The sequence below is a fragment of the Chitinophaga sp. HK235 genome, assembly GCF_018255755.1.
Lineage (GTDB): Bacteria > Bacteroidota > Bacteroidia > Chitinophagales > Chitinophagaceae > Chitinophaga.
This window is the reverse complement of the sequence record NZ_CP073766.1, coordinates 7,536,085-7,560,223: the sequence shown is the minus strand read 5'-3', so window position 1 is coordinate 7,560,223 and position 24,139 is coordinate 7,536,085. Positions and strand designations below refer to the sequence as shown.

At 42.7% G+C, this 24,139-nt stretch carries 21 protein-coding genes; 16 read left to right on the top strand and 5 right to left on the bottom strand.

Going from position 1 to position 24,139, the window contains the following annotated elements; translation table 11 throughout:
• Positions 1-97: 97 nt before the first annotated feature.
• Positions 98-388 (bottom strand): hypothetical protein, encoded by a 291-nt coding sequence (locus tag KD145_RS29100; protein ID WP_212003316.1) that lies wholly within the window; start codon positions 386-388, stop codon positions 98-100.
• 441 nt (positions 389-829) lie between these two features.
• Here KD145_RS29100 and KD145_RS29095 point away from each other — a divergent pair, with 441 nt between their 5' ends.
• Positions 830-2,317, top strand: coding sequence for a tetratricopeptide repeat protein (locus KD145_RS29095; protein WP_212003315.1), 1,488 nt, complete (start codon positions 830-832; stop codon positions 2,315-2,317).
• 811 nt (positions 2,318-3,128) lie between these two features.
• Here the strand turns inward: KD145_RS29095 and KD145_RS29090 are convergent.
• The gene (locus tag KD145_RS29090; RefSeq protein WP_212003314.1) at positions 3,129-7,532 is read right to left on the bottom strand and encodes an ice-binding family protein; all 4,404 of its coding nucleotides are present in this window, start codon (positions 7,530-7,532) and stop codon (positions 3,129-3,131) included.
• An 889-nt stretch (positions 7,533-8,421) separates the two neighbouring features.
• On the opposite strand from KD145_RS29090, the gene KD145_RS29085 reads away from it, so the two are divergent.
• Positions 8,422-9,384: a lipase family protein gene (locus tag KD145_RS29085; protein WP_212003313.1), complete on the top strand. Its 963-nt coding sequence runs from the start codon at positions 8,422-8,424 to the stop codon at positions 9,382-9,384.
• A gap of 177 nt (positions 9,385-9,561) precedes the next feature.
• On the opposite strand, the gene KD145_RS29080 is transcribed toward KD145_RS29085, so the two are convergent.
• On the bottom strand, positions 9,562-9,834 hold the full coding sequence (locus KD145_RS29080; protein WP_212003312.1) for a DUF4242 domain-containing protein: 273 nt from the start codon (positions 9,832-9,834) through the stop codon (positions 9,562-9,564).
• A 76-nt stretch (positions 9,835-9,910) separates the two neighbouring features.
• On the opposite strand from KD145_RS29080, the gene KD145_RS29075 reads away from it, so the two are divergent.
• The 14 genes from KD145_RS29075 (at position 9,911) to KD145_RS29010 (ending at position 22,392) form a co-directional block, all read left to right on the top strand.
• On the top strand, positions 9,911-11,125 hold the full coding sequence (locus tag KD145_RS29075) for a hypothetical protein (RefSeq protein ID WP_212003311.1): 1,215 nt from the start codon (positions 9,911-9,913) through the stop codon (positions 11,123-11,125).
• Positions 11,126-11,439: 314 nt separating this feature from the next.
• Complete coding sequence (locus KD145_RS29070) at positions 11,440-11,982, top strand: OmpH family outer membrane protein (RefSeq protein WP_212003310.1); 543 nt, start codon at positions 11,440-11,442, stop codon at positions 11,980-11,982.
• A gap of 19 nt (positions 11,983-12,001) precedes the next feature.
• On the top strand, positions 12,002-12,643 hold the full coding sequence (locus tag KD145_RS29065) for a hypothetical protein (RefSeq protein ID WP_212003309.1): 642 nt from the start codon (positions 12,002-12,004) through the stop codon (positions 12,641-12,643).
• A gap of 33 nt (positions 12,644-12,676) precedes the next feature.
• A complete protein-coding gene (locus tag KD145_RS29060) occupies positions 12,677-13,249 on the top strand; it encodes a toxin-antitoxin system YwqK family antitoxin (protein WP_212003308.1) in 573 nt (190 codons plus the stop codon).
• The gene (locus KD145_RS29055; protein ID WP_212003307.1) at positions 13,249-14,490 is read left to right on the top strand and encodes a hypothetical protein; all 1,242 of its coding nucleotides are present in this window, start codon (positions 13,249-13,251) and stop codon (positions 14,488-14,490) included. Before KD145_RS29060 ends, KD145_RS29055 begins: the two co-directional genes overlap by 1 nt.
• Positions 14,478-14,837 (top strand): hypothetical protein, encoded by a 360-nt coding sequence (locus KD145_RS29050; protein WP_212003306.1) that lies wholly within the window; start codon positions 14,478-14,480, stop codon positions 14,835-14,837. The genes KD145_RS29055 and KD145_RS29050 overlap by 13 nt, the downstream gene beginning before the upstream one ends.
• Positions 14,838-14,870: 33 nt before the next feature.
• Complete coding sequence (locus tag KD145_RS29045; RefSeq protein WP_212003305.1) at positions 14,871-15,287, top strand: type IV pilin protein; 417 nt, start codon at positions 14,871-14,873, stop codon at positions 15,285-15,287.
• A gap of 6 nt (positions 15,288-15,293) precedes the next feature.
• Positions 15,294-15,833 (top strand): hypothetical protein, encoded by a 540-nt coding sequence (locus tag KD145_RS29040; protein WP_212003304.1) that lies wholly within the window; start codon positions 15,294-15,296, stop codon positions 15,831-15,833.
• Positions 15,823-17,247, top strand: coding sequence for a GspE/PulE family protein (locus KD145_RS29035; protein ID WP_212003303.1), 1,425 nt, complete (start codon positions 15,823-15,825; stop codon positions 17,245-17,247). Before KD145_RS29040 ends, KD145_RS29035 begins: the two co-directional genes overlap by 11 nt.
• 19 nt (positions 17,248-17,266) lie before the next feature.
• Complete coding sequence (locus tag KD145_RS29030; RefSeq protein ID WP_212003302.1) at positions 17,267-19,204, top strand: secretin and TonB N-terminal domain-containing protein; 1,938 nt, start codon at positions 17,267-17,269, stop codon at positions 19,202-19,204.
• A 3-nt stretch (positions 19,205-19,207) separates the two neighbouring features.
• The gene (locus KD145_RS29025) at positions 19,208-20,419 is read left to right on the top strand and encodes a hypothetical protein (RefSeq protein WP_212003301.1); all 1,212 of its coding nucleotides are present in this window, start codon (positions 19,208-19,210) and stop codon (positions 20,417-20,419) included.
• A 38-nt stretch (positions 20,420-20,457) separates the two neighbouring features.
• Positions 20,458-20,979, top strand: coding sequence for a hypothetical protein (locus KD145_RS29020; RefSeq protein ID WP_212003300.1), 522 nt, complete (start codon positions 20,458-20,460; stop codon positions 20,977-20,979).
• Positions 20,963-21,916, top strand: a complete 954-nt coding sequence (locus KD145_RS29015) for a hypothetical protein (RefSeq protein ID WP_212003299.1) — start codon at positions 20,963-20,965, stop codon at positions 21,914-21,916. Before KD145_RS29020 ends, KD145_RS29015 begins: the two co-directional genes overlap by 17 nt.
• A 2-nt stretch (positions 21,917-21,918) precedes the next feature.
• Positions 21,919-22,392: a hypothetical protein gene (locus KD145_RS29010; RefSeq protein ID WP_212003298.1), complete on the top strand. Its 474-nt coding sequence runs from the start codon at positions 21,919-21,921 to the stop codon at positions 22,390-22,392.
• Between the two features lie 11 nt (positions 22,393-22,403).
• Here the strand turns inward: KD145_RS29010 and KD145_RS29005 are convergent, their stop codons facing one another.
• Together KD145_RS29005 and KD145_RS29000 are read right to left on the bottom strand one after the other, a co-directional pair.
• Positions 22,404-23,552 (bottom strand): type II secretion system F family protein, encoded by a 1,149-nt coding sequence (locus KD145_RS29005; protein ID WP_212003297.1) that lies wholly within the window; start codon positions 23,550-23,552, stop codon positions 22,404-22,406.
• A gap of 8 nt (positions 23,553-23,560) precedes the next feature.
• A complete protein-coding gene (locus KD145_RS29000) occupies positions 23,561-24,046 on the bottom strand; it encodes a type II secretion system protein (RefSeq protein ID WP_212003296.1) in 486 nt (161 codons plus the stop codon).
• Positions 24,047-24,139: the final 93 nt, after the last annotated feature.

The window sequence follows — 24,139 nt, the reverse complement described above, 5'->3', positions numbered from 1 at the left end:
TTGTCCCTTGGGTCATAAAATTTAAATTCACCTTTTAATTTCCTCTTGTTACTATTTCTTTTTTATGGATGGCTGTCCAGGTTAGGATCTCATCAAGTTATTTACCTGATTTCCAGGAATGCCAATTTGCTTCTACATTTTTGTATTGATCTGGCAAAAGCCTGATCGCTTCTTCAATGTCTTCATAAAATCCATCCTGGACGGTTTCCCAATTTTTATCACAACTAAATCGATAAACATTTTTTGATCCTTCATATTTACAGATAGCGAGTCCATATATTTCCTCCTTTTCCGAGCCGTCCTCATTACTCAGGATTCCGAAAGGTTGCAATCCTGACCAAGCCCATTTGATGACTTTCGCACTGTCAATGTATTCTGGCGGTTCCATAATTTATTATTTACTACGAAGATATTAATAAACAGTTGCCTTAAAAACTTTGAAAGCGTTGAGGAGAAGACTAACAATGCTTAGATCTCGCTTACCAAGTTCCCCTTTGCGAGTGACTTCTTTTGGCATACTGTATTTTTCAAATGTTCTGCCAAAGCCTTAAACTCTTTTGTAGTAAAGATTTTGAGGTTTTTTAATGCGCTTAACTGAAATAAAAACAGTCCCTACCTGACTCTCTGGACTACGCTGACGTATAAACGCAGTCAGGTAATGTCAAATATATATGATAACTTGTATGTAGCGTTCTCTCATTCCGGATCAAAAACAGCATGGTGAACACCCCGATTTTGCAGCTGAAGTTATGTTGGCATTTATCTCTGCGTCATTTTTCCTAATATGTTAAGAAAATCAATTTATATTTTCTGCGTAATTCCCCATTATATGCCGGCCATTACAGTGATGATACTGATATCAATGGGCATGTTCGCATTACCTACATGCGATACCAAAGAAAAAAATTTTCGTAGGGATACCGCAGTTATAAATCGTCAAATCTACCAGAACGACAGCCTCCTGGCAGGTGCAGACAGTTCCAGGCTTGATAGCTTGCTCCGATCCGCGCAAAAAATAGTGGCCCGCAGTCAGGAGATAGGATTCCCCGGGGGTGAAGGTGGCGGCAATATGCTAATCGGCAGTATTTATTTTCGTAAAAGCAATAAGGACAGTGCCAGACCTGCCTTTCAAAAGGCAATTGCGATTTATTTCCGTCATCACATGACTGCCGACCTTGGCCCTTCCTACGCTAAGCTGGCAGATACTTACGATGTGTATACCGGGGAAAGAAACCAAAGGATATCTTATTACGAAGAAGCCGTAAAATACTATGGTCTTAGTGGCAAAAAGCTGGAGCAGGCAAACATTCTCCAGCAAATTGGTGATTATTGTATCATTGATGAAGACTACCTAAAGGCACAGCGGGTACTTCAAAACGCCATAGACATCTACAATCAACTACATTTCCCTCATCAGCAGGGCGCCTACTACATGCTTTGCCAGGTGTTTACCGCCCTCGGGAATTATAAAAAGGCAATTGAATTTGGGCAGAAAGCTGTTGCGATTGCGCATAATGTCAAAGATACCTCCCTTCAGGTTTGCACCATCTATAATATACTGGGCATCCCTTTGTTGTATACCAATCAATTCGACAGTGCCGCTGTATGTTTTGAAAAGGCGCTGTTAATTGCCAAACATCATAAAGACGAAGCATCGGAGCATATCGTTGTGCGTAACCTGGCAGACGCTTATGTGAAAGGCGGACGGTTCGCCGTATGCATTAAACTGCTGGATAACTATACCACAGCGTATCCTCATCTTAATCGTCAACAACGTAACGCCATTAACTTCTTTGCATTGGATGCCCATACCGGCAGCGGCAATTATAAGGAGGCCGGTAAATATTTCAATGCCTTGCAACAGTCGATTCCAAAGGATGCCACAGACCCTTATGAGTTATACTCTTTTCTCCCCATGATGCGCTACAAACTGGCGATCCGGGATTTCAACGACGCCCGTAAAGAAGCAATATCCCTGGTAGAAGCCCATCTGCAGGTATGGGGTGAAACAGATGACGGAAAGCGTCTCGCTTTGGCACAGAAAGTTTATGCGGATAATATTCGTTTTATTGACCCCGGAGCAGTTTTAAATGGGCCGGCAGCAGTAAGTGATTTTATCAGTGGGCTGTTAAAAGAAAACCCCGGATTTCAGTTCCAGATAGTAAAGCCGATAGAAACACATCATAATATGGCGATTCTTTACTGGAAGTTTGGACCGCCCTCCAAACCGGATACCATTACCGGACAAGACATATTTACTTTAAGCAACGGCCTGATCATTTCCCTACTGGCTTTTGTAGACGGGACTACAAAATAAACGGGGCAGGTCGTTCAATGGTATCCTCCATCTTGCCAGGACCCCATAGCCAGATTGCCGTACGTAACTTTACATCTCAATTTAAATTTACAATATGACAATCCGTAAAAAACGTGTTCAACGAATACTATTCCTGTTATCGTTCTTCGCAGCCTCTTATCTTCACGGCTGGAAAGGAAAAGACTTTAAAAGTTATTTTAACCAATGAATGATTTTATTCATATCCCTGGTATTACCAGGAACATCTATACAATAAAAAACCTACTTAGATCACTAACCCGCCTCCCGAAGCCTGCTAAGGCATCTTTACTTCCAATGCAATCCCCATAATTATTTATCGGCTACCGAAGCTTCCCCGCCAATGATGAGTTTATGCTATGTCCCAATAGTAAATGCAGGAGATGCTCGACTTCTGTTCAAAACACAACATTGTCGCAGAAATTGAACGCATCAATATTCAGGACGTTAACAAAGCGTTTGAACGCCTTGAAAAGGGCGATGTGAAATACCGGTTTGTGATCGATGACGCTTCATTCAATAATATCAGAAGCTGTAATGCCAACCAATTTTTTCAGGGCAACATCTGCTGGTATTTTTTTGTAACGAGTAATTTACACATGAAAAATGTATTTTTAAATACAAGCCGAAACAGGAATGGTAAAACGACCAGTTGGCAGTAACGATCTTACCTTTTGCCAAACAAAAGCTGCTGAATAAACCTAAAACAACAGCTTAAAAAAAGCCCCCAAAAAGTTAGATACTTTTTGGGGGCATAGCAATTGGAGACCCGTTTTTTATTCTGATAACAAGACTATTTAATCAGAATCAGTTTTCCATTAATGACCTGGTGACCGTTTGATATCCTGTAGATGTAAACACCTTCAGAAAGAGATGTTCCATTTACTTCAGTTTTATACCAAACATTTCCTTTGACTTTCTTGTCAAACAGTGTCAAAATTTTGAATCCCTTCATGTCGTAAAGTTCAACTACAACATGTTCATTTGCACCGGGAGTTCGAAACTCTACTACTGCTTTTCCGTTAAATGGATTAGGATATGCTTTAGCTGTCATATTATCTGAATTGACAGATAGTGGCGCCTCGCTTATCCAGGTTTCCAGTTTTGCAGTCTGATTTGTTGTATCTGGCGTAGCCTTCCTGGTTGTTATATAATGTGAGGTTATATACCTACTGGCGGTTGTCTCGCATCCGGCTGCATTGGTAACGGTAACGGTATATGTGCCGCCATGTGTGACTTTAATACAACTTGTTGTTGCACCTGTGTTCCAGAGATATTTTGTGTAACCTGAAGGTGCGCAAAGCTGAATTGATTTTCCCGGGCCGCAAGATACTGAACCGGTAATGATACAGTCTGACCCCCCAAGAACAGTAACTGTTTTGCTGCAGGTACTACTACAACCTGCTGAATTGGTTGTGGTAACAGTATACATTCCTGCGGTGCTTACTGTAATACAACTTGTTGTTTCTCCCGTACTCCAGAGATATTTTGCAAAACCTTCTGGCGCACAAAGCTCAGTGGTTTGACCCTGGCAAATTGAAGTATTGCCGGTGATGGAACATTCTGTCGGTGCACTAACTGTAACTGTTTTACTGCAGGTGCTGGTGCAACCTGCTGAATTGGTAGTAGTAACAGTATACGTTCCTGGGGTGCTTACATCAATACACCTTGTTGTTGCACCCGTGTTCCAGAGATATTTTATACAACCTGAAGGTGCGCAAAGCTGAATTGATTTTCCCGGGTCGCAAGAGACTGGACCGGTAATGATACAGTCAGACACATCAAGAACAGTAACTGTTTTGCTGCAGGTACTAGTACAACCTGCTGAATTGGTAGTAGTAACAGTATACGTTCCTGGGGTGCTTACATCAATACAACTTGTTGTTGCACCCGTGTTCCAGAGATATTTTGTACAACCTGCTGACACACAAAGCTCAGTAGTTTGACCCTGGCAAATTAAAGTATCGCCGGTGATGGAACATGCTATCGGTGTACCAACTGTAACTGTTTTACTGCAGGTGCTGGTGCAACCTGCTGAATTGGTAGTAGTAACAGTATACGTGCCTGGGGTACTTACATCAATACAATTTGTTGTTGCTCCCGTACTCCAGAGATATTTTTCACAGCCTGCTGACACACAAAGCTCAGTGGTTTGACCCTGGCAAATTGAAGTATCGCCGGTGATGGAACATGCTATCGGTGCACCAACTGTAACTGTTTTACTGCAGGTGCTGGTGCAACCTGCTGCATTGGTAGTAGTAACAGTATACGTTCCTGGGGTGCTTACATTAATACAACTTGTTGTTGCACCCGTATTCCAGAGATATTTTATACAACCTGCCGGTGCACAAAGTTTAGTTGTTTGACCCTGGCAAATTGAAGTATCGCCGTAGATGGAACAAACTATAGGTGCACTAACAGTTACAGTTTTGCTACAGGTGCTTACACATCCGCCTGCATTGGTAACCGTAACTGTATATGTTCCTGGTGTACTAACCGTGATACAATTTGTGGTGGCACCTGTACTCCATAAATATGAGGTAGCGCCTGCTGGTACACACAATTGTGTTGATTGACCCTCGCAAATTGTACCACTGCCGGTGATCGTACATACTGGCGTTGTGCTTGTGGTTACAGTTTTGCTGCAGGTGCTTACACATCCGCCTGCATTGGTAACAGTAACTGTATATGTTCCTGGTGTACTAACCGTGATACAATTTGTGGTGGCACCTGTGTTCCATAAATATGAGGTAGCGCCTGCTGGTACACAAAGTTGTGTTGATTGACCCTGGCAAATTGTATCACTGCCGGTGATCGTACATACTGGTGTCGTGCTTGTGGTTACAGTTTTGCTGCAGGTGCTTACACATCCGCCTGCATTGGTAACAGTAACTGTATATGTTCCTGGTGTACTAACCGTGATACAATTTGTGGTGGCACCTGTGCTCCATAAATATGAGGTAGCGCCTGCTGGTACACAAAGTTGTGTTGATTGACCCTGGCAAATTGTATCACTGCCGGTGATCGTACATACTGGTGTTGTGCTGGTGGTTACAGTTTTGCTGCAAGTGCTTACACATCCGCCTGCATCTGTAACAGCAACTATATATGTTGCTGGGGAGTTAACGGTAATACAATTTGTGGTGGCGCCTGTGTTCCATGAATAAGAGGTTGCGCCTGCGGGCACACACAGTTGTGTTGACCCACCCTGGCAAATTGTACCACTGCCGGTGATCATACAAACTGGCGTTGTGCTGGTGGTTACAGTTTTGCTGCAGGTGCTTACACATCCACCTGCATTGGTAACAGTAACTGTATATGTTCCTGGTGTACTAACGGTGATACAATTTGTGGTGGCACCTGTGCTCCATAAATATGAGGTAGCGCCTGCTGGTACACAAAGTTGTGTTGACCCACCCGGGCAAATAGCACTATTACCCTCGATCGTACATACTGGTGTCGTGCTTGTGGTTACAGTTTTGCTGCAGGTGCTTACACATCCGCCTACATCTGTAACAGTAACTGTATATGTTCCTGGTGTACTAACCGTGATACAATTTGTGGTGGCACCTGTGCTCCATAAATATGAGGTTGCACCTGCTGGCACACACAATTGTGTTGACCCACCCTCGCAGATAGTTCCACTGCCGGTGATCAGACAACCTGGTGTTTGACTTACAGTGATTGTTTTACTACATGTACTGGTACATCCGGTTGCACTGGTAACAGTAACAGTATATGTTCCTGCAGCGTTAACGGTGATACAATTTGTGGTGGCGCCTGTGCTCCATAAATAAGAAGCAGCACCTGCGGGTGCACAAAGTTGTGTTGACGACCCCGGGCAAATAGCACTATTGCCTTCAATCGTACATACTGGCAATGTTCCTGCGGTTACAGTTTTGCTGCAGGTGCTTACACATCCGCCTGCATTGTTAACAGTAACTGTATATGTTCCTGGTGTGCTAACCGTGATACAATTTGTGGTGGCACCTGTGCTCCATAAATAAGAAGTTGCACCTGCTGGCACACACAGTTGTGTTGATTGACCCTGGCAAATTGTATCACTGCCGGTGATCGTACATACTGGTGTCGTGCTTGTGGTTACAGTTTTGCTGCAAGTGCTTACACATCCGTTTGCACCTGTAACAGCAACTATATATGTTGCTGGGGTGTTAACGGTAATACAATTTGTGGTGGCACCTGTGTTCCATGAATAAGAAGCAGCGCCTGCGGGTGCACAAAGTTGTGTTGACGTACCCGGGCAAATAGCACTATTACCCGCGATCGTACATACTGGCAATGGGTTTACGGTAACTATAATATGATTAGAGGTTACGGTGCCACATGCATTCGTATTTGTTACAGAATAATCACCGGCCTGGGTGACCGTAATTGTTGGAGTTGTTGCTCCTGTACTCCATGTGCCGCCATTATTTCCTGAAAGGACAACACTACCCCCGGCGCAAAATGTTGTTGGCCCACCTGCTGTAATTACCGATGCAGTAGGTTGAGCACTTACGTTAACTATATTATTATGTAAAGAGATTGCTCCTGCTGTTGAAAGAGCGCGGCCGTTCAATTGTGCAGCTTCCAGTAAATTGATCGCTCCATTTACCAGAAGTGTTCCCTGGAAAAGGGAGTTATTACCTAAATCAACCTCGCCATTTACCTGCCAGTAAACATTGCATATTGAAGCTGAATTCGTCAATATAATTCTAGAGTTAACAGTGGTGGCCAAAGCCCCATCTATTTTAAAAATAAACAAGGAATTGGGATTACCCTGTCCGTCTAAAATAAGATCTCCATTAACGGTAGATGCTGCCCCCAGGCAATAAACATTTGGGAGAAGTGTTTGCCCGCCTCCCAGCGTTGTTGAAATTACACTGCCGCAGGTTATAGTACTCATCTCGCCATAGGCAAGACTCACATCCGTAGCAGCCTGTGCTGAGGCTGGATCTGCTACATGACGTTGGCCCACCAACACTCCAGGTGGAAAAGCGCTAAACGCACCTACATTAGTCCCCACATCACCCGTTACAATTGTTGAAGCACCAACATTACTGAACGCCCCAGTCGCTGTAAACAATGCAAAACTGGCAGTTGAACGCAAGTTAGGGGGAGACTGCGCCAAATTTTTAAAGGGCAATAAAAATAATAACAATGCGCATAATGCGCCAGATAGTAGATTTCTTCTCATAGGTAGTAGATTTCTTCTCATTTTTAATATTTTTTAAAAGTGAAGCAATCGTTAAAATTAGAAAGCCCGGAGAAAGCAATTGTTACACAATTAAAATTGAAATGTTGTATAATTAACCCGTCTGAATAATATATTGTTCAATAGTAATTCCTTTTATTTCTGAAAAAAGACTGGAAATATAAGTGTAGCTCAAGTTTAATTTTTCGCTCAGGTAATGTGAATTTTTAACGTCTGATTGTTCTTCGCTGTAATGAATCATTTCAACAATGACCCTTTTATTTTGTCAATAATCATAGCGGCCCTTTCATCCATCAATTCAAGGCCATGCCTGGCCAATGCAACCTTTAATATATCATGCTTTGTCGCACATATTTTTTCTTCGATTTACACTTCTCCGAATTCCAAAACGGTGAAGTTCAAATTCATTTTCGACAACTCTGCTTTCACCACCATTTTACAGCGGATACTCACCATATTTTTCATGAAGAGTCTCACTCAAGCAATCCGTTTATGGTTGTTATTTATATAAGGATACATATAAGAGTAGATATATTTATTATATAATTCACGGTTTCGGCTAATAAGTCCATTGTTACCCGATGGATAACTTCTCTTCATTTGAGAAATTGTATTATTAAAATATTTAAAAAAACTTATTTGAATTAGTTTTATTAATTACTATTCTCAACACACTCAAATCACGCTGTTATCCCCAGTTGTGACATCCTCCATCACGGATAACGAAGGGTTGTTTTGATACTACACTGGAAAATTATAATATCGGAAAAAGAAAAAATTAGATTAATTTGGAATCCTTACTACTAAATAGAAAATTGTTTTAGTACCCCAAATAATAAACTCATTTTTTCACCCTCAACCCATTTTTTTTATGGAAACCCAAATTAAATCTTTATCTATTTCCCTGTCAGAGGCTGTTCAGTACGCCAAAGTGGCTAACCTGGCAGACATTATCTACAAACAGGCAGTACAGGAACAGGATGCGTTAACACAACGTAATCCTTCAACACAGGCGTATAGGAATATCCTTAACAATAAGGACTACCAGGCACTGGTAGACAAGGATTTTTTGACAAACTACAATATATTGTACAATGTACAGATGAATGACATTATTGTCCATGGGAAGTTCGACCTGGTCTATTACGGTTTTATAGCACAGCATAAGAGCACTCTGGACTACGTGATCGCCATCCGCGGTACGGAAAACATACTTGAAGCGATCGCAGACAGCTTTTTTATTCCCACCGCCTTTAAGGAGTTTAACAACAACGCATTAGTTCCATCCGGCTTTTACGATCTTTATGAATCAGGCCTGATCGTATCACTGCCTGATTCTCCTATGAAGATTCCGCCCTTCCCTTTAAAAACTGTTGCAGCCGATCCGACATCTATAATGCCAGATGCCCGAAATGTGCGCACAGTGGTTACAGGTCATAGCCTGGGAGCCGCGCTGGTAACCTATTATGCCGCCGCTGCCTCCGTCGGCCTGGGTAAAGGTATGGATCTTTGCGTGTATACTTATGCGTCTCCAATGACAGGCAATGTCGCCTTTGCCGATATGTACAACAACAGCATAGCTGAAAGCTACCGGATACATAATGTGCCGGATGTTGTTCCAAACGTTCCGCAGTTCCCCATAAACGGACCTAACATCTATACCCAGGTAGCCCAGGGCTACCAGATTGATTCAACAAAGTACCCGCTGGTAAAAAGTGGCGCCCCATGCGCACACCAGCTGCCGGTTTACCAGTATGTACTTGAGAGCCTTAATGGAACTGATAATCCGGATATCCTGAACTTTAATAATGGTGGTTGTAAGGCCAAAAGCTAAAAAAGCGACTGGTGGCTGAATGATAATCAATTTAGCCCATAGATATAAAAAAGCTCGTAGTGATACGAGCTTTTTTTATGTGCATAGAATGTAGAATTAAAACGAAGCATCTTCCGCCAATGTCCGGACCATTGGCCAGCGCCAAACGTTGTAGCGCTTTAAAGATGTTTATAAGTTTTACTCCGCAGTTGTAGGATCAATAACGGTAGCTACTTCACTGATAACGTTGGCTGGGAATCCCCCTTGTTTTGCGTGCTCACGGATCATTTCTTCATTAGGTGCTATATAAACACAATAAATCTTATCGGTTGTCACATAACTATGTAACCATTGAATTTGTGGTCCCATATTGTTTAGCACGCTACATGAAGTTTGTGAGATTGCTTTCAATTGTTCTTCTGACAATTTACCTGCGCCTGGAATTTCACGTTCGATAACATACTTAGGCATAATTTTAAGTTTTAAATTTTTATCTTATAAAAATTACGCTCTGCTCGTTGCCGGGGCTTTTTACAGGTTCTGGCGTTTGCGGGAAGCCAGGGAAGTAGTAGAAAATGTACATCCCAAATGTAAGCAATTATTTTTTAAAGATCCTCCGGGTTTGCCGCAAGAAAATAAGCCGCCGCTTGCTTATTTTCATACATCAGATTTTGAATATTATCCTTATCAACCAATTTTATGTTGTATGCAGAAAATCCCACTCTCCCAAAAACTCATTACCTGCACATTGGCAGGATTGGTAATCGGTGCATCTACGTTACGTATAGGTGTTACATTTATAAGAGCATGGTTCCCTATCGGGACTATGACTATCGTTCCCTTCCTTCTGCTGATTGCTACTATTATTTACGCTGTGATCTGGTCAATCAGAAAAACTAACAATCCGGCTACCCTGGCATTCTGGCAAGGCCTTTTGCGCTATGGCGTAGCATTTGACCTGGCCACATTTGGATGGGAAAAACTCTTTCATTTTCAGTTTGTGGTACCGTTGAACAAGCTTGATCTGCCTTTAAGTAGTTTTTCATCACAAGACCTGTTCTGGACTTTTTTCAGTCATTCTTACCCTTTGGGCTGTATTATTGCCGGATGCCAGATAACGGGAGCGATGCTACTACTATTCCGCAGAACAAGGCTGGCAGGTGTTTTTATACTGCTGCCTGTGCTCGCCAACATTTTACTGATGGATATTTTTTATCAAGTTGGGACCAGTGTGGTCATTCACGCTTCCATCATGATCTCCGGTGTCTTGTATTTCCTGTTCATAGAGTTTAACCGGCTGAAGGAGTTCTTTTTTATCGCAAAAGATCAATTACCCTCTCTTCATCTTTCCAAATATTTAAAAATAGCTATTCGCCTTTCTATTATCTATATACCCCTGTTGTTAATTGCTATGCATGGCAAGCCAGATAAAGATCCACAGCTCAGGGGCAAATATGAAGTGAAACAGGTAACGATAAATCAGCAGGTCCTCAGTCGTGCCAGTTGTGCAGATAGTATACTTACCCGGGTATATTTTGACATTAAAAATGGATGTGTTTTTGAATTTAACACATTACAAAGAAGATGGTACGGGATTTATAGAAAAAGGGACAACCAGCTGGAAATAAAATGGTACGCTCCTGCGGAAAAACCTGTCTTTACGGGAGTAATGTCTCCGGTTAATGCTACAGGGAATTTAATACTGACGGGAGTACTAGGAAATGATTCAATGAAAATGATATTACAGAGAATAAATAATTAAAGTCCTGGATAAAAAGAGGGTGCATTTGCAGTGGGTCCAGAGAGAAAGACTTTTTCATTGGTTTTAGGGGATATGATCTTCTCCAGTGAAACCACCACCGGCGATGTAGAAATAGCGAAGTTTGCATTAAAAACCATTGCAGAGAAATAATGCCACCATTTTCAGATAATGCTCATTTTTTGCTATCTTAGCCGCTTCATGGACCTTTCGCAGACCAGCGACCAATATGAAACCGCTTTATTTGAAAGGAAGAAATTTAAAGAACAAAGTAAAAAGTATTGCAGCAATTTAGCCCATTACAATAAAAAATACCTATGTCAAAAAAACTATTCCCGGCCGTTCTCGTCGTTATTTTTGTCTTGCTTTCAGTGATTATCTATCAATCATTTTTTAAAAGCAATAAGCTGGCCTATATAGATTCAGGAAAGCTACTGGGGAATTATCATGCCATGACTGATGCCCGGAAAGCCCTTGAAACAAAGACCCAGCAATGGAAATCAAACATTGATACCCTCAGCAAAGACCTTCAGCATACGATCCTGCAATATGAGAAGGAATTGAATTCCGGTTCCGCTACACAAAAGAAAATGGCGCAGGAAATTATCAGAGGCAAGCAAAAACAGTTAAATGATTATCAAGCGGCTGTTCAACAAAATGCACAACAGGAAGAAAACCGCCTGACTCAGAAAGTAATCGCGGATGTTAATGCCTATCTCCTGTCTTATGGAAAAGAACATCACTACAAAATGATATTAATTGCCAGCAACGGCAATATTGGATATGCAGATCCTTCACTGGATATTACAGAGGACATCCTGAATCATCTTAATTCGAACTATAAAATTCCGCTGAAATAACCCTTTACACTTCTTTTACATGTTCAAAATCCTTATCCGCACCGCACAATTAAGTGTACTGGCAGTTTTTTTCAGTTGCTCCAGACCTTCTCCTGTTGACAAAGCAGGTATGGAAACTTATCTTAATAAATCATCCCATCATCTGGCACAGCAGAGTAGCCGGAACGGGATCGACATCAGTTTGAAATATATGCCACAAAGCATGCTGGTGCTTCAGGATCTGTCTAAAACGCAGGACCCCGGGCATCAGGCGTTAGACACCCTACAAAAAAAGTATGCTTCACAGTATTACTTTCTGTTGTCTTTTTCCAAAGAAGGTAAAGAGGCCATACGGCAACTTGGGGATTACAGCCTTTATAGCAAAATGCTGCAGACGCTTGCATTCAGAATGAATGAATATGTAAATATCACGACTGCCAGCAATGACACGGTTCAACTCTCCGATTATGCATTTCAGCAAACCTATGGCTTAAGTGATGCCAACTCGTTACTGCTTGCATTTCCTGCTGAAAAAATCAGAACGGCTTCTTCTTTTCATGTAAATATTGCAGAATGCGGCTTTGCTACCGGAAGTGAAAGGTTTGAGTTCAAATCCAGAGACATAGCAAACATTCCGGAACTGGACATACAAAATATTATCAGGCAGCAAGTGGCCAAGTAATATTCCGGTACCGTCTTTTCTAATCTATTTATCATGAAAAAGATACTCCTTCTTGTTATAATAACTATCAGTACACTGCTGAACCAGAGCCTGGCTCAGCAAGTGCCGGATATAAAGACCAATCATATTACCATCCGGCACAATGATACCGTTTGTACCTTTTACATATATGATAGAAGTAAAAAGATAGTACCGAAGAGGGATAAATATTATTACTGGTACAAAACCCAACAGATAATATGTACCCACGGTGGCTACAGTGGTCAATTGCTGGATGGTGATTACACAGAATTCTATCCCAATAAAAATCTCAGAACCAAAGGCTATTTCAAAAAAGGGCTCAAAGCCGGGATCTGGCACTCCTGGAATCCCAGCGGAGAATTCACTCAGATCACCACCTGGAAAAGTGGCGAAAAAAACGGTGAATCTTTTGAATATGATTCAACCGGGCACCTTACCAGTAAAAGCACATATTCAAATGGCCAGCTTAATGGGCCCAGCACCACTTATTTCCCTAAGGGTGTCGAAAAGACAATTATTTATAAGAACGGACAGCTGGTCCCTGAAAAAGCTCCAAAGGATTCTTCCGTGAAAAAGATACAATAATGAAAAAAATACATGCCGGTAGTTTGCTACTTGCTATTTTTATCAGCTTCATTATTGCCACCATGGCGGCATTGCTGCTATTACAGTTTTCTTATTATGCTGAATACCTGCGGCAAACGGGCAACAGAGATAAATGCAATGACCTGCTGAACTCGTCTGTAGCATTGGTTTTAGGCAATAAAAACGCCCACTTCACCACTCAGTCCCAATTATTTAAAGAAGAAGCAGGTGAAACAAATATCCAATCCAGAAACTGGGGTATTTTTTCTATTGCCACGGTAAGGGCAATGGTCGGTAAAGACACACTGGTCCGTAGTCTGATGACAGGCGGTGTTCCTGATAGTGTCTTTAATGCCTGTCTTTATCTTGAAGAACACAATAAACCACTACTGATAAGCGGGAATACCGTATTGAACGGAAATGTTTACCTCCCTAAGAGCGGTGTAAACCCAACCTATCTTGATAAAGATGGTTTTACCGGGAAACAATTGTACAATGGACAATTATTCACCAGTACCAGGGAAATCAAAAGTTTTGTTAACCTGGAATCCCTTCCTGATCCGCAAAAAAAAATAAAACAGGGACCATCCGATCATCTGCCACTTTCCATCCGGCAATCGTTTTCAGATACTGTACTACACCTGTATACCCAGGGTAGGCTGGCGAATGAAAGTAGTTACGCCGGCCAAATTATCATCTGCGCTGATTCCGTGCTGACTGTCCCGGGGAGCTGCTCACTGGAAAACGTCATCCTCATGGCTCCTTATATTAAGATTGAATCCGGCTTCAGGGGCAGCGTACAGGCCATTGCTACCGATAGTCTGATCACCGGGCAGGATTGTTTTTTTGAATATCCGAGTGCTCTGGTATTACTGAAACCCTCCAGGACAGAGGCTAACAATTTCACAGCCCGCCTTCAGCTGGGAGCCGCATCCCGCTTAAACGGAACTATCTTTACTTATACATCTAATTCTTCTGACCTGTTCAGGATATATACACACTTAGGTAATCAAACAAAGGTGATGGGCATTGTGTATAGTGATGGTTATCTGGAGATCAATGGCAGTATAACCGGTACCTTGTTGACTGCCTATACTATCTTAAAACATCAGGGAAGCATATACGATAACAGGCTTCACAACACCAGTATTGACAGGAATGCCCTTTCTTCGCATTACCTGTTGCCAGCGGTTTTAGATCAACAACAATCTGCACGAAAAGTCCTTCAATGGCTGAATTAATAAAAAAACGCGTAAAGGCGGCCACCATCGTCGAAAGTATCGTCGCCCTCCTGATTATTCTGATTGCCTTCGGAATAGTCATGCGCTTTTTTGCTTATACCATCCAGCCTTCGCTGGGATTGAAAAAAGAAAAAGGACGCCTGCTGCTTAACAGCAAGATAGAAGCCATCGCCAGGGCGCCTGAGATCGGATCTTTTGACTATGAAACCGATAATTTCAACATACGGATCGAGGTCACTCCTTATCAGGGAAATAATGCGATATTATACATTGCAGGCTCCGTTAGTTATCAAGGGCAACTGGTTTCAAACAAAAAAATGTTGATAAACAAACCTCTAAACAGATAATTACCTTAAATTTACCTGCTAAAATCCTGTACCTTGAGAAAGAGAAAGTATTCACAACCTAAAGTAAAGGCATTTACACTAACAGAAGTATTGGTCGTACTTATCATTGTAGGGATACTTGTGCTCCTGGCCATACCCAATCTGCTCCCGCTCATTACCAAAGCGAAAAGCACAGAAGCGAAGTTACAGCTGGAACATATTCACATGCTGGAAAAGAATTTTTTCTATGAAAAATCCCGCTATACAAAGGATCTGACTGAGCTCTCATTTGAACAGCAAAAACTGGTAACAGAAGGAGGTCAGGCCAATTATAAAATTGAGATCATACAGGCAGCCAGCAATGACTTTAAAGCCAGAGCCACTGCTGTTGTTGATTTCGATGGAGATGGCACTTTCAATGTATGGGAAATAGATGCCAACAAACGGTTGATAGAAGCCGTAAAGGATTAATAAATAATGTACTACTGTATCACACTATTGCCAATTTTAATTTATGCCATCATTGCCTTTCAGGATTTCAAAGACAGGGCAGTTAGCTGGGTGTTTTTCCCGGCTATTATCATAGCCAATATCTGTTGCAGCATCTGGCGATTTGGAGCTTCTCCTGCATCGTTATTGTGTATGGCAGGAATCAATCTGGCTCTTGTTGGCATACAGTTTCTGATACTCCAATGTTATTTTTCCATCAGATACAAGACTACTGATCTGATTATCGACCGCTTCATCGGCCTGGGAGATCTGCTGCTTTATCTGGCCCTTATTTTTACTTTTTCACCGCTGAACCTTTTTGTTTTTCATGTGGTGAGCCTTGCCATCTGTCTGTTGCTGGCAGCTGTATTCGCCGTTTTCCGGAATAAATTTACACTACAATCTGTTCCGCTGGCAGGGATACAGTCTGTTTTACTGTTGTTACTTACTATTCAGGCGATGTTACGCCCTTCCTTCGATTTTTTTGATGAACATTGGGTATTAAACTGCATCGATTATGTCCGTTAAACTGTCCATAGATGTAGCCCGCCTTCCTGTGATCAGTGCAGAACAAGCCTGGCATTACAAGATCATTCCTGCCATCTCCGACCGGGCACAACCAACATTTTATTATGCCCGTACTGCTGATCACGAAGGGTTGCATCATGAGCTGAACTTCCTGCTGAATGAAGACATTCACCTGATTCCAGCGGAAGAAACGGAACTACGCACATTGCTGGAAAAACACTATCCCAGACAACAAAAAGACAGCAGGCTGCAGAACAGGTTTTACAATGGAAATGCTGACAATTTTCTACAACATTTAATTGCTGAATCCAAAAACCTCCATAGCAGTGATATACATATCGAGATCTATGAAGAGATCTGCAGGGTGAGGATCAGGATAGACGGCATGTTGGTGCAGCGGTACTTACTGGATAAAAACCAGTACCCATCACTGATTAACAAGATAAAAATCATGTCCAACCTCGATATCGCGGAAAAACGCCTGCCACAGGATGGACGTATTTTCTTTGAATATCAGCAGGTCAAAACAGACATCCGGGTATCTGTTCTCCCTACACTTCACGGAGAAAAAATTGTGCTTCGCCTCCTGAGCAATGATGCCACCAATATAGATCTTGATACACTCGGATTTGCACAGGAAGAACTGCAAAGTTATCTGGAAGGCATCAAAAAACCCAACGGGCTTTTGCTGATCAGTGGCCCTACCGGCTCCGGCAAAACCACTACGCTCTATGCAACACTTAAACTGCTGAACAAGGATACAAGAAATATCCTGACGATCGAAGATCCCATCGAATATACGCTCGCTGGTATTAACCAGGTGCAGTTAAAGGAAAACATCGGATTAACTTTCGGGGCAGCGCTCCGGAACTTTCTCAGACAAGACCCCGACATCATCATGGTAGGGGAAATACGTGATCCGGATACTGCGAACATGGCTATCCGCGCTGCTTTGACGGGCCACCTGGTGCTTTCTACCATCCATACCAATTCTGCATGGGGTATCATATCCAGGCTCTCCGACATGGGCATTCCTCCCTTCCTTGTTGCCAATACACTTAACACAGCTGTTGCCCAGCGCCTGTTAAGATTACTTTGTGATCACTGTAAAACACAACAGGAATTTGATGAATCCTTATATCCTCCCAAATTCCAACCGGATAAAAAAATACATACCCACTATGTGCCTACAGGATGCGAGCATTGTTACAATACCGGTTACAAAGGGAGAAAAGCGGTCTACGAAGTTATCAACATAGACAGTGACCTGGCCACACAAATTAAACAGTCCAATACCAATATACCATCTCTGTTAAAAGAAAAAGGAATATCGACTCTTGCTGAGAATGCATTCAGCCTCTTTGAAAAAGGGTACACTTCCATAGATGAAATCTATTCGCTGTTAACCAATTAATACCACTGTCAATAAGATAATGAAAAAAATAATACTGTTACTGCTAGGCATTTTCATACTTCATATTTCACCGAACATGGCGCAGGTGCCGGTGAAAGACCGTATTGCCACCCTCACACAAAACCTGAATGATCTCTCTTTAAATGTACCTGGTCTTCGTCAGAAAGCCTCCCTGAGCGTTTCCGGCAGCACCTTGCAGGAAGTACTCCGTGGCATCGCCAATACTCACCGCCTCAATCTTAATATAGATCCCTCACTGACAGAAAAAGTCACCAATTACTTTGATGGCGAAACGGTTTCCAATGTATTAATATATCTGGCCAAACAATATAACCTGGATTTTAACTTTACAGGAAACATTATCTATATCACGCATTACCAGGACCCGTATAAAAATCTGCCTCCTCCTCCCAAGGAACTCCGGATTAACTATAACAATGCCACCGGCAATATTACCCTCGACCTTCATAATGATAGCCTGATGAATGTCGCCAAAAGAATTACTGTAACAACCAATAAAAACGTAGTCGTTGTTCCGGATCTTTTTGGAAAAACCGTCAGCGGATATATACAGGACCTGCCCATCCCGAATGCACTGGAAAAACTGGCACTCACCAATAACTTTAAGTTTACCAGAACTAACGATGAGGTTTATGTACTTGAACCACTCGCCAACGGAGAAAAAATACTGCTTAAACCGGAACTCAAGCCCATTCCCAACAGCAATACAGTCATCCGGAAATTTAATGGCAACTCCTCCGGAAATATAGATGCACAGTATGATAATTCAGGGCGGAAAATGATTTCGCTGAATGTAAATGCCATGCCCATCAGGGATGTATTAAGAAACATCGCAGATCAAACGGGGATGAACTACTTTATTTATACTGACATCCAGGGAAATATCACGGCCAACTTATCAAACATAGAGCTGGAGAAAGCTTTGCAGTATATTTTTCAGGGAACAGAATACACCTATCGCGTAGAAAAGGACATATACATGATCGGTAACCGGCTGAATGAGGGACTGCGCACCTATAAAATCCTTCAGCTCCAGAACCGTTCCATGGACTCATTAATACATCTGCTTCCTCCGGAACTCAAGAAAGGCGTGGAGGTCAAGGAATTCAAGGAACTTAACAGCCTGCTGCTCAGCGGCAGTGCTCCTGATATAGAGATGATCCAGGCATTTGTCAAACAGATCGACAAAGTAGTGCCTATGATAACCATTGAGGTCATCCTTATGGACGTTAAAAAAGGGAAGTCCGTTAAAACGGGCATCCGGGCAGGCGTTTCAGATTCCGTAAGAACAGGTGGAACATTCCTGGGAGAACGTGGACTGGATTATACCTTCGGGGCCAGATCCATCAATGACTTCCTGGGCCGTATCGGTATTAACAATATCTTCAATCTGGGTAAGGTAACCCCCAACTTCTATGTGCAGTTAAGTGCATTGGAAAGCAATAGTAATATTGATCTTCGGCAGACACCCAAACTATCTACCTTAAATGGTCATGTCGCCAACCTGAGTATTGGCAGTACACGCTATTATACAGTCAGCACACAAAATGTGATGGGATCGCTGAACCCGCAAACACTGGTCACCCAGCAGTATATTCCGGTAGAAGCCAATCTCTCTATCGACATTATGCCCATCGTATCCGGCGATGAACAGGTAACTTTAAATATTGATGTAAAGATAGCGGACTTCATTGGTGATCCGCCTAACAACGCACCTCCCCCCTCCTCCAACAGCAAGTTTAAGTCTATTATCCGCGTAAAGAATGAGGAAATGGTCGTGCTGGGTGGTATTGAAAGAAATGAAAAAAGTGAGTCCGGTGGCGGCATCCCTGTACTTTCCAGGATCCCGGTACTAAAGTGGTTATTCAGCAGCAGGTCCAGAAGTACCTCCAAAACAGTTTCCCTGGTATTTATCAAACCCACTATTATTTATTAATACATGACGTGGAAAAACGTACTGGATAAATATATCAGGATAAAATCCATTGCAGGCGTGGAGATCTGCCTGATGCCTGATAAATCGCTGTTATTAAATGCAGTGATTGTCCGGTTGCAGGGAGATCTGTTGATAAAAGGTACTGAATATATTAACATCAGCAACCGGGAAACGCTGTTCCAGCATCTGCCCAAAGATATTCCGGTGGCACTGAATATCTCCGGCAAAGGAATCCTTCACCGTCCTGCCAGCAACGATAAAGCCAACATTATTCCGGGGATGAATGAAAATGATTTTTATTTTCAACCATTCTCCTGTAAGGATCAACAGGAAGTTGCGCTGGTACGCCAGCAGCAGCTGGATGAAATGATCTCCCTGTTTTCCGATAACGGCTATAAAGTAGTAGGTGCAGGTATAGGACTGAGTTATAGCGCTGGCCTGTCTGCACATATTAAAACAGAACGCGGTGCCGCTGTTAATACGACCACCTTCAGCCTGCAACTCGCCCGGCAGGAATTAACAGGATATACTTCTATGCAAGAAGCCGGCCCCTCCATCATACACCCGGAAATACTGATCGGCGACCAGTCTGTCAAAAGCAACTTATTACCGGCCTTTGCGGTGGCAGCGCATGCACTACTCGATGGATTCCAGGATGGCCTGATTATCCAGGAAACAATTTCCGGCAATAAAAAAGAGCTACGATATCAACGCCTTTTTAACTTCGTTGGCGTAGGTTCACTTACCGTTATTTTTCTCATTCTGCTCATTAATTTCCTGCTATTTCAGCATTATTACACCTTAGCGCAGCAAACCAGTAATAATCACGAACTGTACCAGAAGAAACTAAATAACTTCGATACCCTTCAACAACAAATACACAAGAAAGAGCAGTTTCTGGAGACGATAGGCTGGACCAAACAAACCATCATCAGCGAGATTGCTGATAAAATAGCGATGTCAGTACCCGAAGAAGTCACCTTACAGACACTCACTATTTTTCCTTTAAGTGATCAGACAAAAGGAGGAGATATGCCCAGGTTTCAAAAGGATACGGTTTTGGTGGGCGGGACCTGCAATACTCCGTGGCTGTTGAATGACTGGATCAATGATTTGCAGCAAACCGATATTATCGCGTCAGCAAAGCTTTTGACGTATTGGTACAAAAAAGAAGATGAAACAGGTCAATTTCAAATCGAATTAGTCCTAAAATGATATTTAATCAGTTAAGTGGGAAAAAAAAGCTTCAACTTTTGCTTGTCAGCGTGCCATTACTGCTGATAGCCACCTTTCAATATGGCATTCGTAATACTATCAATATCTATCAGCAGTATAAACAAAACTATCTGCCGGAACATGTATTGCAGCAAAAAATGGAGCAGTACCATCAATTGCTGGCCAAAGAAAAGATTATTAACAAAATGGTCCTTTCACTGGCCCCTGGGCAGTCTTCCGATAATGATCAGCTATTATTAAAAGAAGTAACCGGTATCTGCAATACTTACCATATTAAACTTAAGAACTACCGGCCTTTCAATCAGTTTCAATATGAAAAGATATATGCCACTACCAGCCTGATCACGTTGGAAGGCAATTTCAGGCAACTACTTCATTTTGTCAATGATTTCGAAAAAGGCCAGCTGCCAGCGAGAATTGCTGCCATGCATTATAAAACGACTGTTGATAATACCAATAATACGGTAGCGTTAACCGCTGATATCTACCTCCAGCAACTTCAACTTATAAATGATAAAAAAGATGAACCGCTTCCATAAAACAGCATACTACTTCGTACTGCCATTGTTGTTACTGATGGTAGCCTGTACAGAAGTGATAGAACCATCCTTAAATAATGTGCAGGTGCAACTGGTGGCTCCTGTTGACCATGCACAAAGTACCGACTATCTGCAGACTTTTTACTGGGAGCCTGTAGATGCTGCGCTGAAATATCAGTTCCAGCTGGCAACACCTGATTTTGATGCGCCTGTCAGATTTGTACTCGACAGCAGTATAAAAGGCAACAAGTTTACCTATTCCCTGTCTCCCGGAAAATACCAGTGGCGGGTAAGAGCAGTCAACGGCAGCAGCCAGTCGGCCTATGTCACCCGGAATATTGCTATTGACACCGCCTCGCTGAGCCGGCAAGCAGTTCAGCTCATCAGTCCTGGTGATAACTTCCTGACCAACAATCCGAAAGTGGCCTTTTCATGGCAGGCCCTCTTCAGTGCCAGGAAATACAAACTGCAGGCCGACGACAAAAACTTTAGCAGTGGCAGTTTTGTACTGGACCAATATGTGACTACTAACACCTACACCTATACGTTCCAAAATGATGGCACCTACCAATGGCGGGTGAGAGCAGAGAATGATACCGCCGTATCACAATATTCACCAACGTTTACGATCATCCTCGACAGGACTCCGCCGGCTGCTCCCGTACTGAAAGCACCTCAGGATAACTTACAGAACGCTACCCTGCCGATCACACTGGAATGGTCCGGCACCGCCGATGTGGTGAAATACATGTTATATGTTTATAAAAATGATGGCACTACCTTGTTCGATAATACTTATCCTCAGGCCTTGACCGGCACCAGTGTTTCCTTTAATAAAGGTGCCAGCCGGGATAGAATATACTGGCAGGTGAAAGCTGTTGACGCAGCTGGTAATGAAAGCACCCTCGGTGAAAAAAGGAACTTTACCTTACAATAAACATGAAAAACAAATACACCAAATACCTGTTACTGGTGGGTACTGTGGCCATCTGGGGCACTATCATCTGGAAGATAATAGATGCCCGCTCCGGAGACAAACAGGATGCTGCGTATTTTAAAAATCCGGCGACGGTATCCCTGCCAGTTACCAAACCCGCCAACTATATACTACTGGAGGATTACCCTGATCCGTTCCTCAAAAAAGAAATGGAACAAACGGATACACTCCTCCTCACGCAACAAGTGGTTCCCGCAGCACCTGCGCCACCGCCCATTTCTGTAGACTTTATCCAGTATCATGGTATGATCAGCAATACAGATGCACCTAAAAAAGCAGCTTTTGCCAGTTTCCGTGGTGAAGAAAAGATGATACAAGCCGGTGATATGATTACCGATGTTAAAATCAAGACGATTCAACCAGCATCCATGACGGTGGAATATAAAGGCAAACGCTTTACCATCAAAAAACTTTAATTCGCCGGGTACTAGAAAGTTTGTCCCATTGTGAACAAAGGCAGGTACATAGCAATCAGGATAACGCCAACGACTAAACCGAGGAAGATAATAATCAGCGGTTCCATAAAATTGCCGATCAGGGCTGTTTCGTGCATGATCTCATCATTAAACTGCTCATTAACCCTTTCAAAAAAATCTCCCAGTTTGTTCACTTCCTCCCCCACTTTTATCAGGGCTATCAGTTTGGGCGGGAAGATATCAAACTGCTGCATGCAGCCATGCAGGCTTTTACCGGATAAGATACCGGTCTCTACTTCCTTTAATGCCGTCTGAACCGGATAGAACTGTATCATCTGGCTCACCAGCTGGATAGCCTGTAAAACAGGTACCCGGGAGCTGATCAGTAATGCCATGGAATTACACATCCTGGCCAGATGGATTTTTAAGGTGAGGCTGCCCACCACGGGCATTTTCAATATAAGGCGGGAGGTGTACTGTCTGAACCAGATGGTTTTCCGGTACTTCCAGCCAGTATAAGCAGTTGCAGCAAAACCCAGCATCCATAACCAGGCTGTTTTTTTAAGGCCATCGGAAATGGATACCACCAGCTGGGTTATAGCCGGCAGGTCTCTGTTACCTAACCGTTTAAACACATCCGCAAACATCGGCACGATAAAATTCGCCATAAACCCAATAGCTCCAATAGCCACAAACACCACGATCATCGGATAGGTGAGCGCCCCTACCATCTGCCGGCGCTGTTTGATCTTTCTGTCGAAGAAGCTGTACAGATCCTTAAAGACAACGGCCAGTCTACCTGTTTCTTCACCAATACCGATACTTAACACTTCATAATCCGTGAAACATGACTGTGCTCTCATTGACTGAGAGATAGACATACCACCGATAATATCTTCATATATTTTTTGGAATATTGACCTGACCTTCTTTTTTTTCTGTTGATTGACGATCAGCTCCAGGGAAGAACGGATATCGACTCCGGCCTCTGTAAGGGTATACAGCTGCAGAAAAAAGCCGGCCTTTATCTTATCAGACATACCATTGCCCAATTGTATATCCTTCTGCCACCAGGGAATAGATGGTTCCTTCGTTTCCCCGGGCGGCGCAGCCACTGTCCGGGCCGGCGTTTTTAATTTATTGATATCCAGTCCTGCCATAATAAGCATCAATTATCCATTCCAAATAGAATGGCTTCATCATAATGTTTTTTAAAAAACCAGGGATACTCCTCATTGTTATGCCAGATAGACACATTAAAACCCGCTACCAGCGTACGATCTGTACTGCGGAAACGAATGAGCTGCCATTGCAGTCCGGAATAATGAAGTGCAAAAGAGTCCAGGGTACCTTCATAACCTTTGCGATAAATCAGGCTGTCACCGCGGAAATAATAAACAGTGGTGGCTGTATCACCGGCCAGCACCAGTGAGTCTCCGGCCTGGGTTATGGTTCTGCAGTTTCGTATATCCGTGGTGATTTGCTGTTTGCAGGTATGGTATTGTAGCATGTATGTAGCCGATCCGTTAAAAAAGCGGTACTGGTGATTAAATATCCCTATGGCCATATATACAATGCCGGCAATAATACTTGTCAGTATCATTACTACGATCAGCTCCAGGATGGTAAATGCTTTTAACCGGCGATTCATCATATTACACAGCGGAAAGTGCAAATATAAAAAAGCAATTAATGTCCCTGCTATAAAAACAAAGGACATTAATTGCTTACAGTTATTTTACTGCTT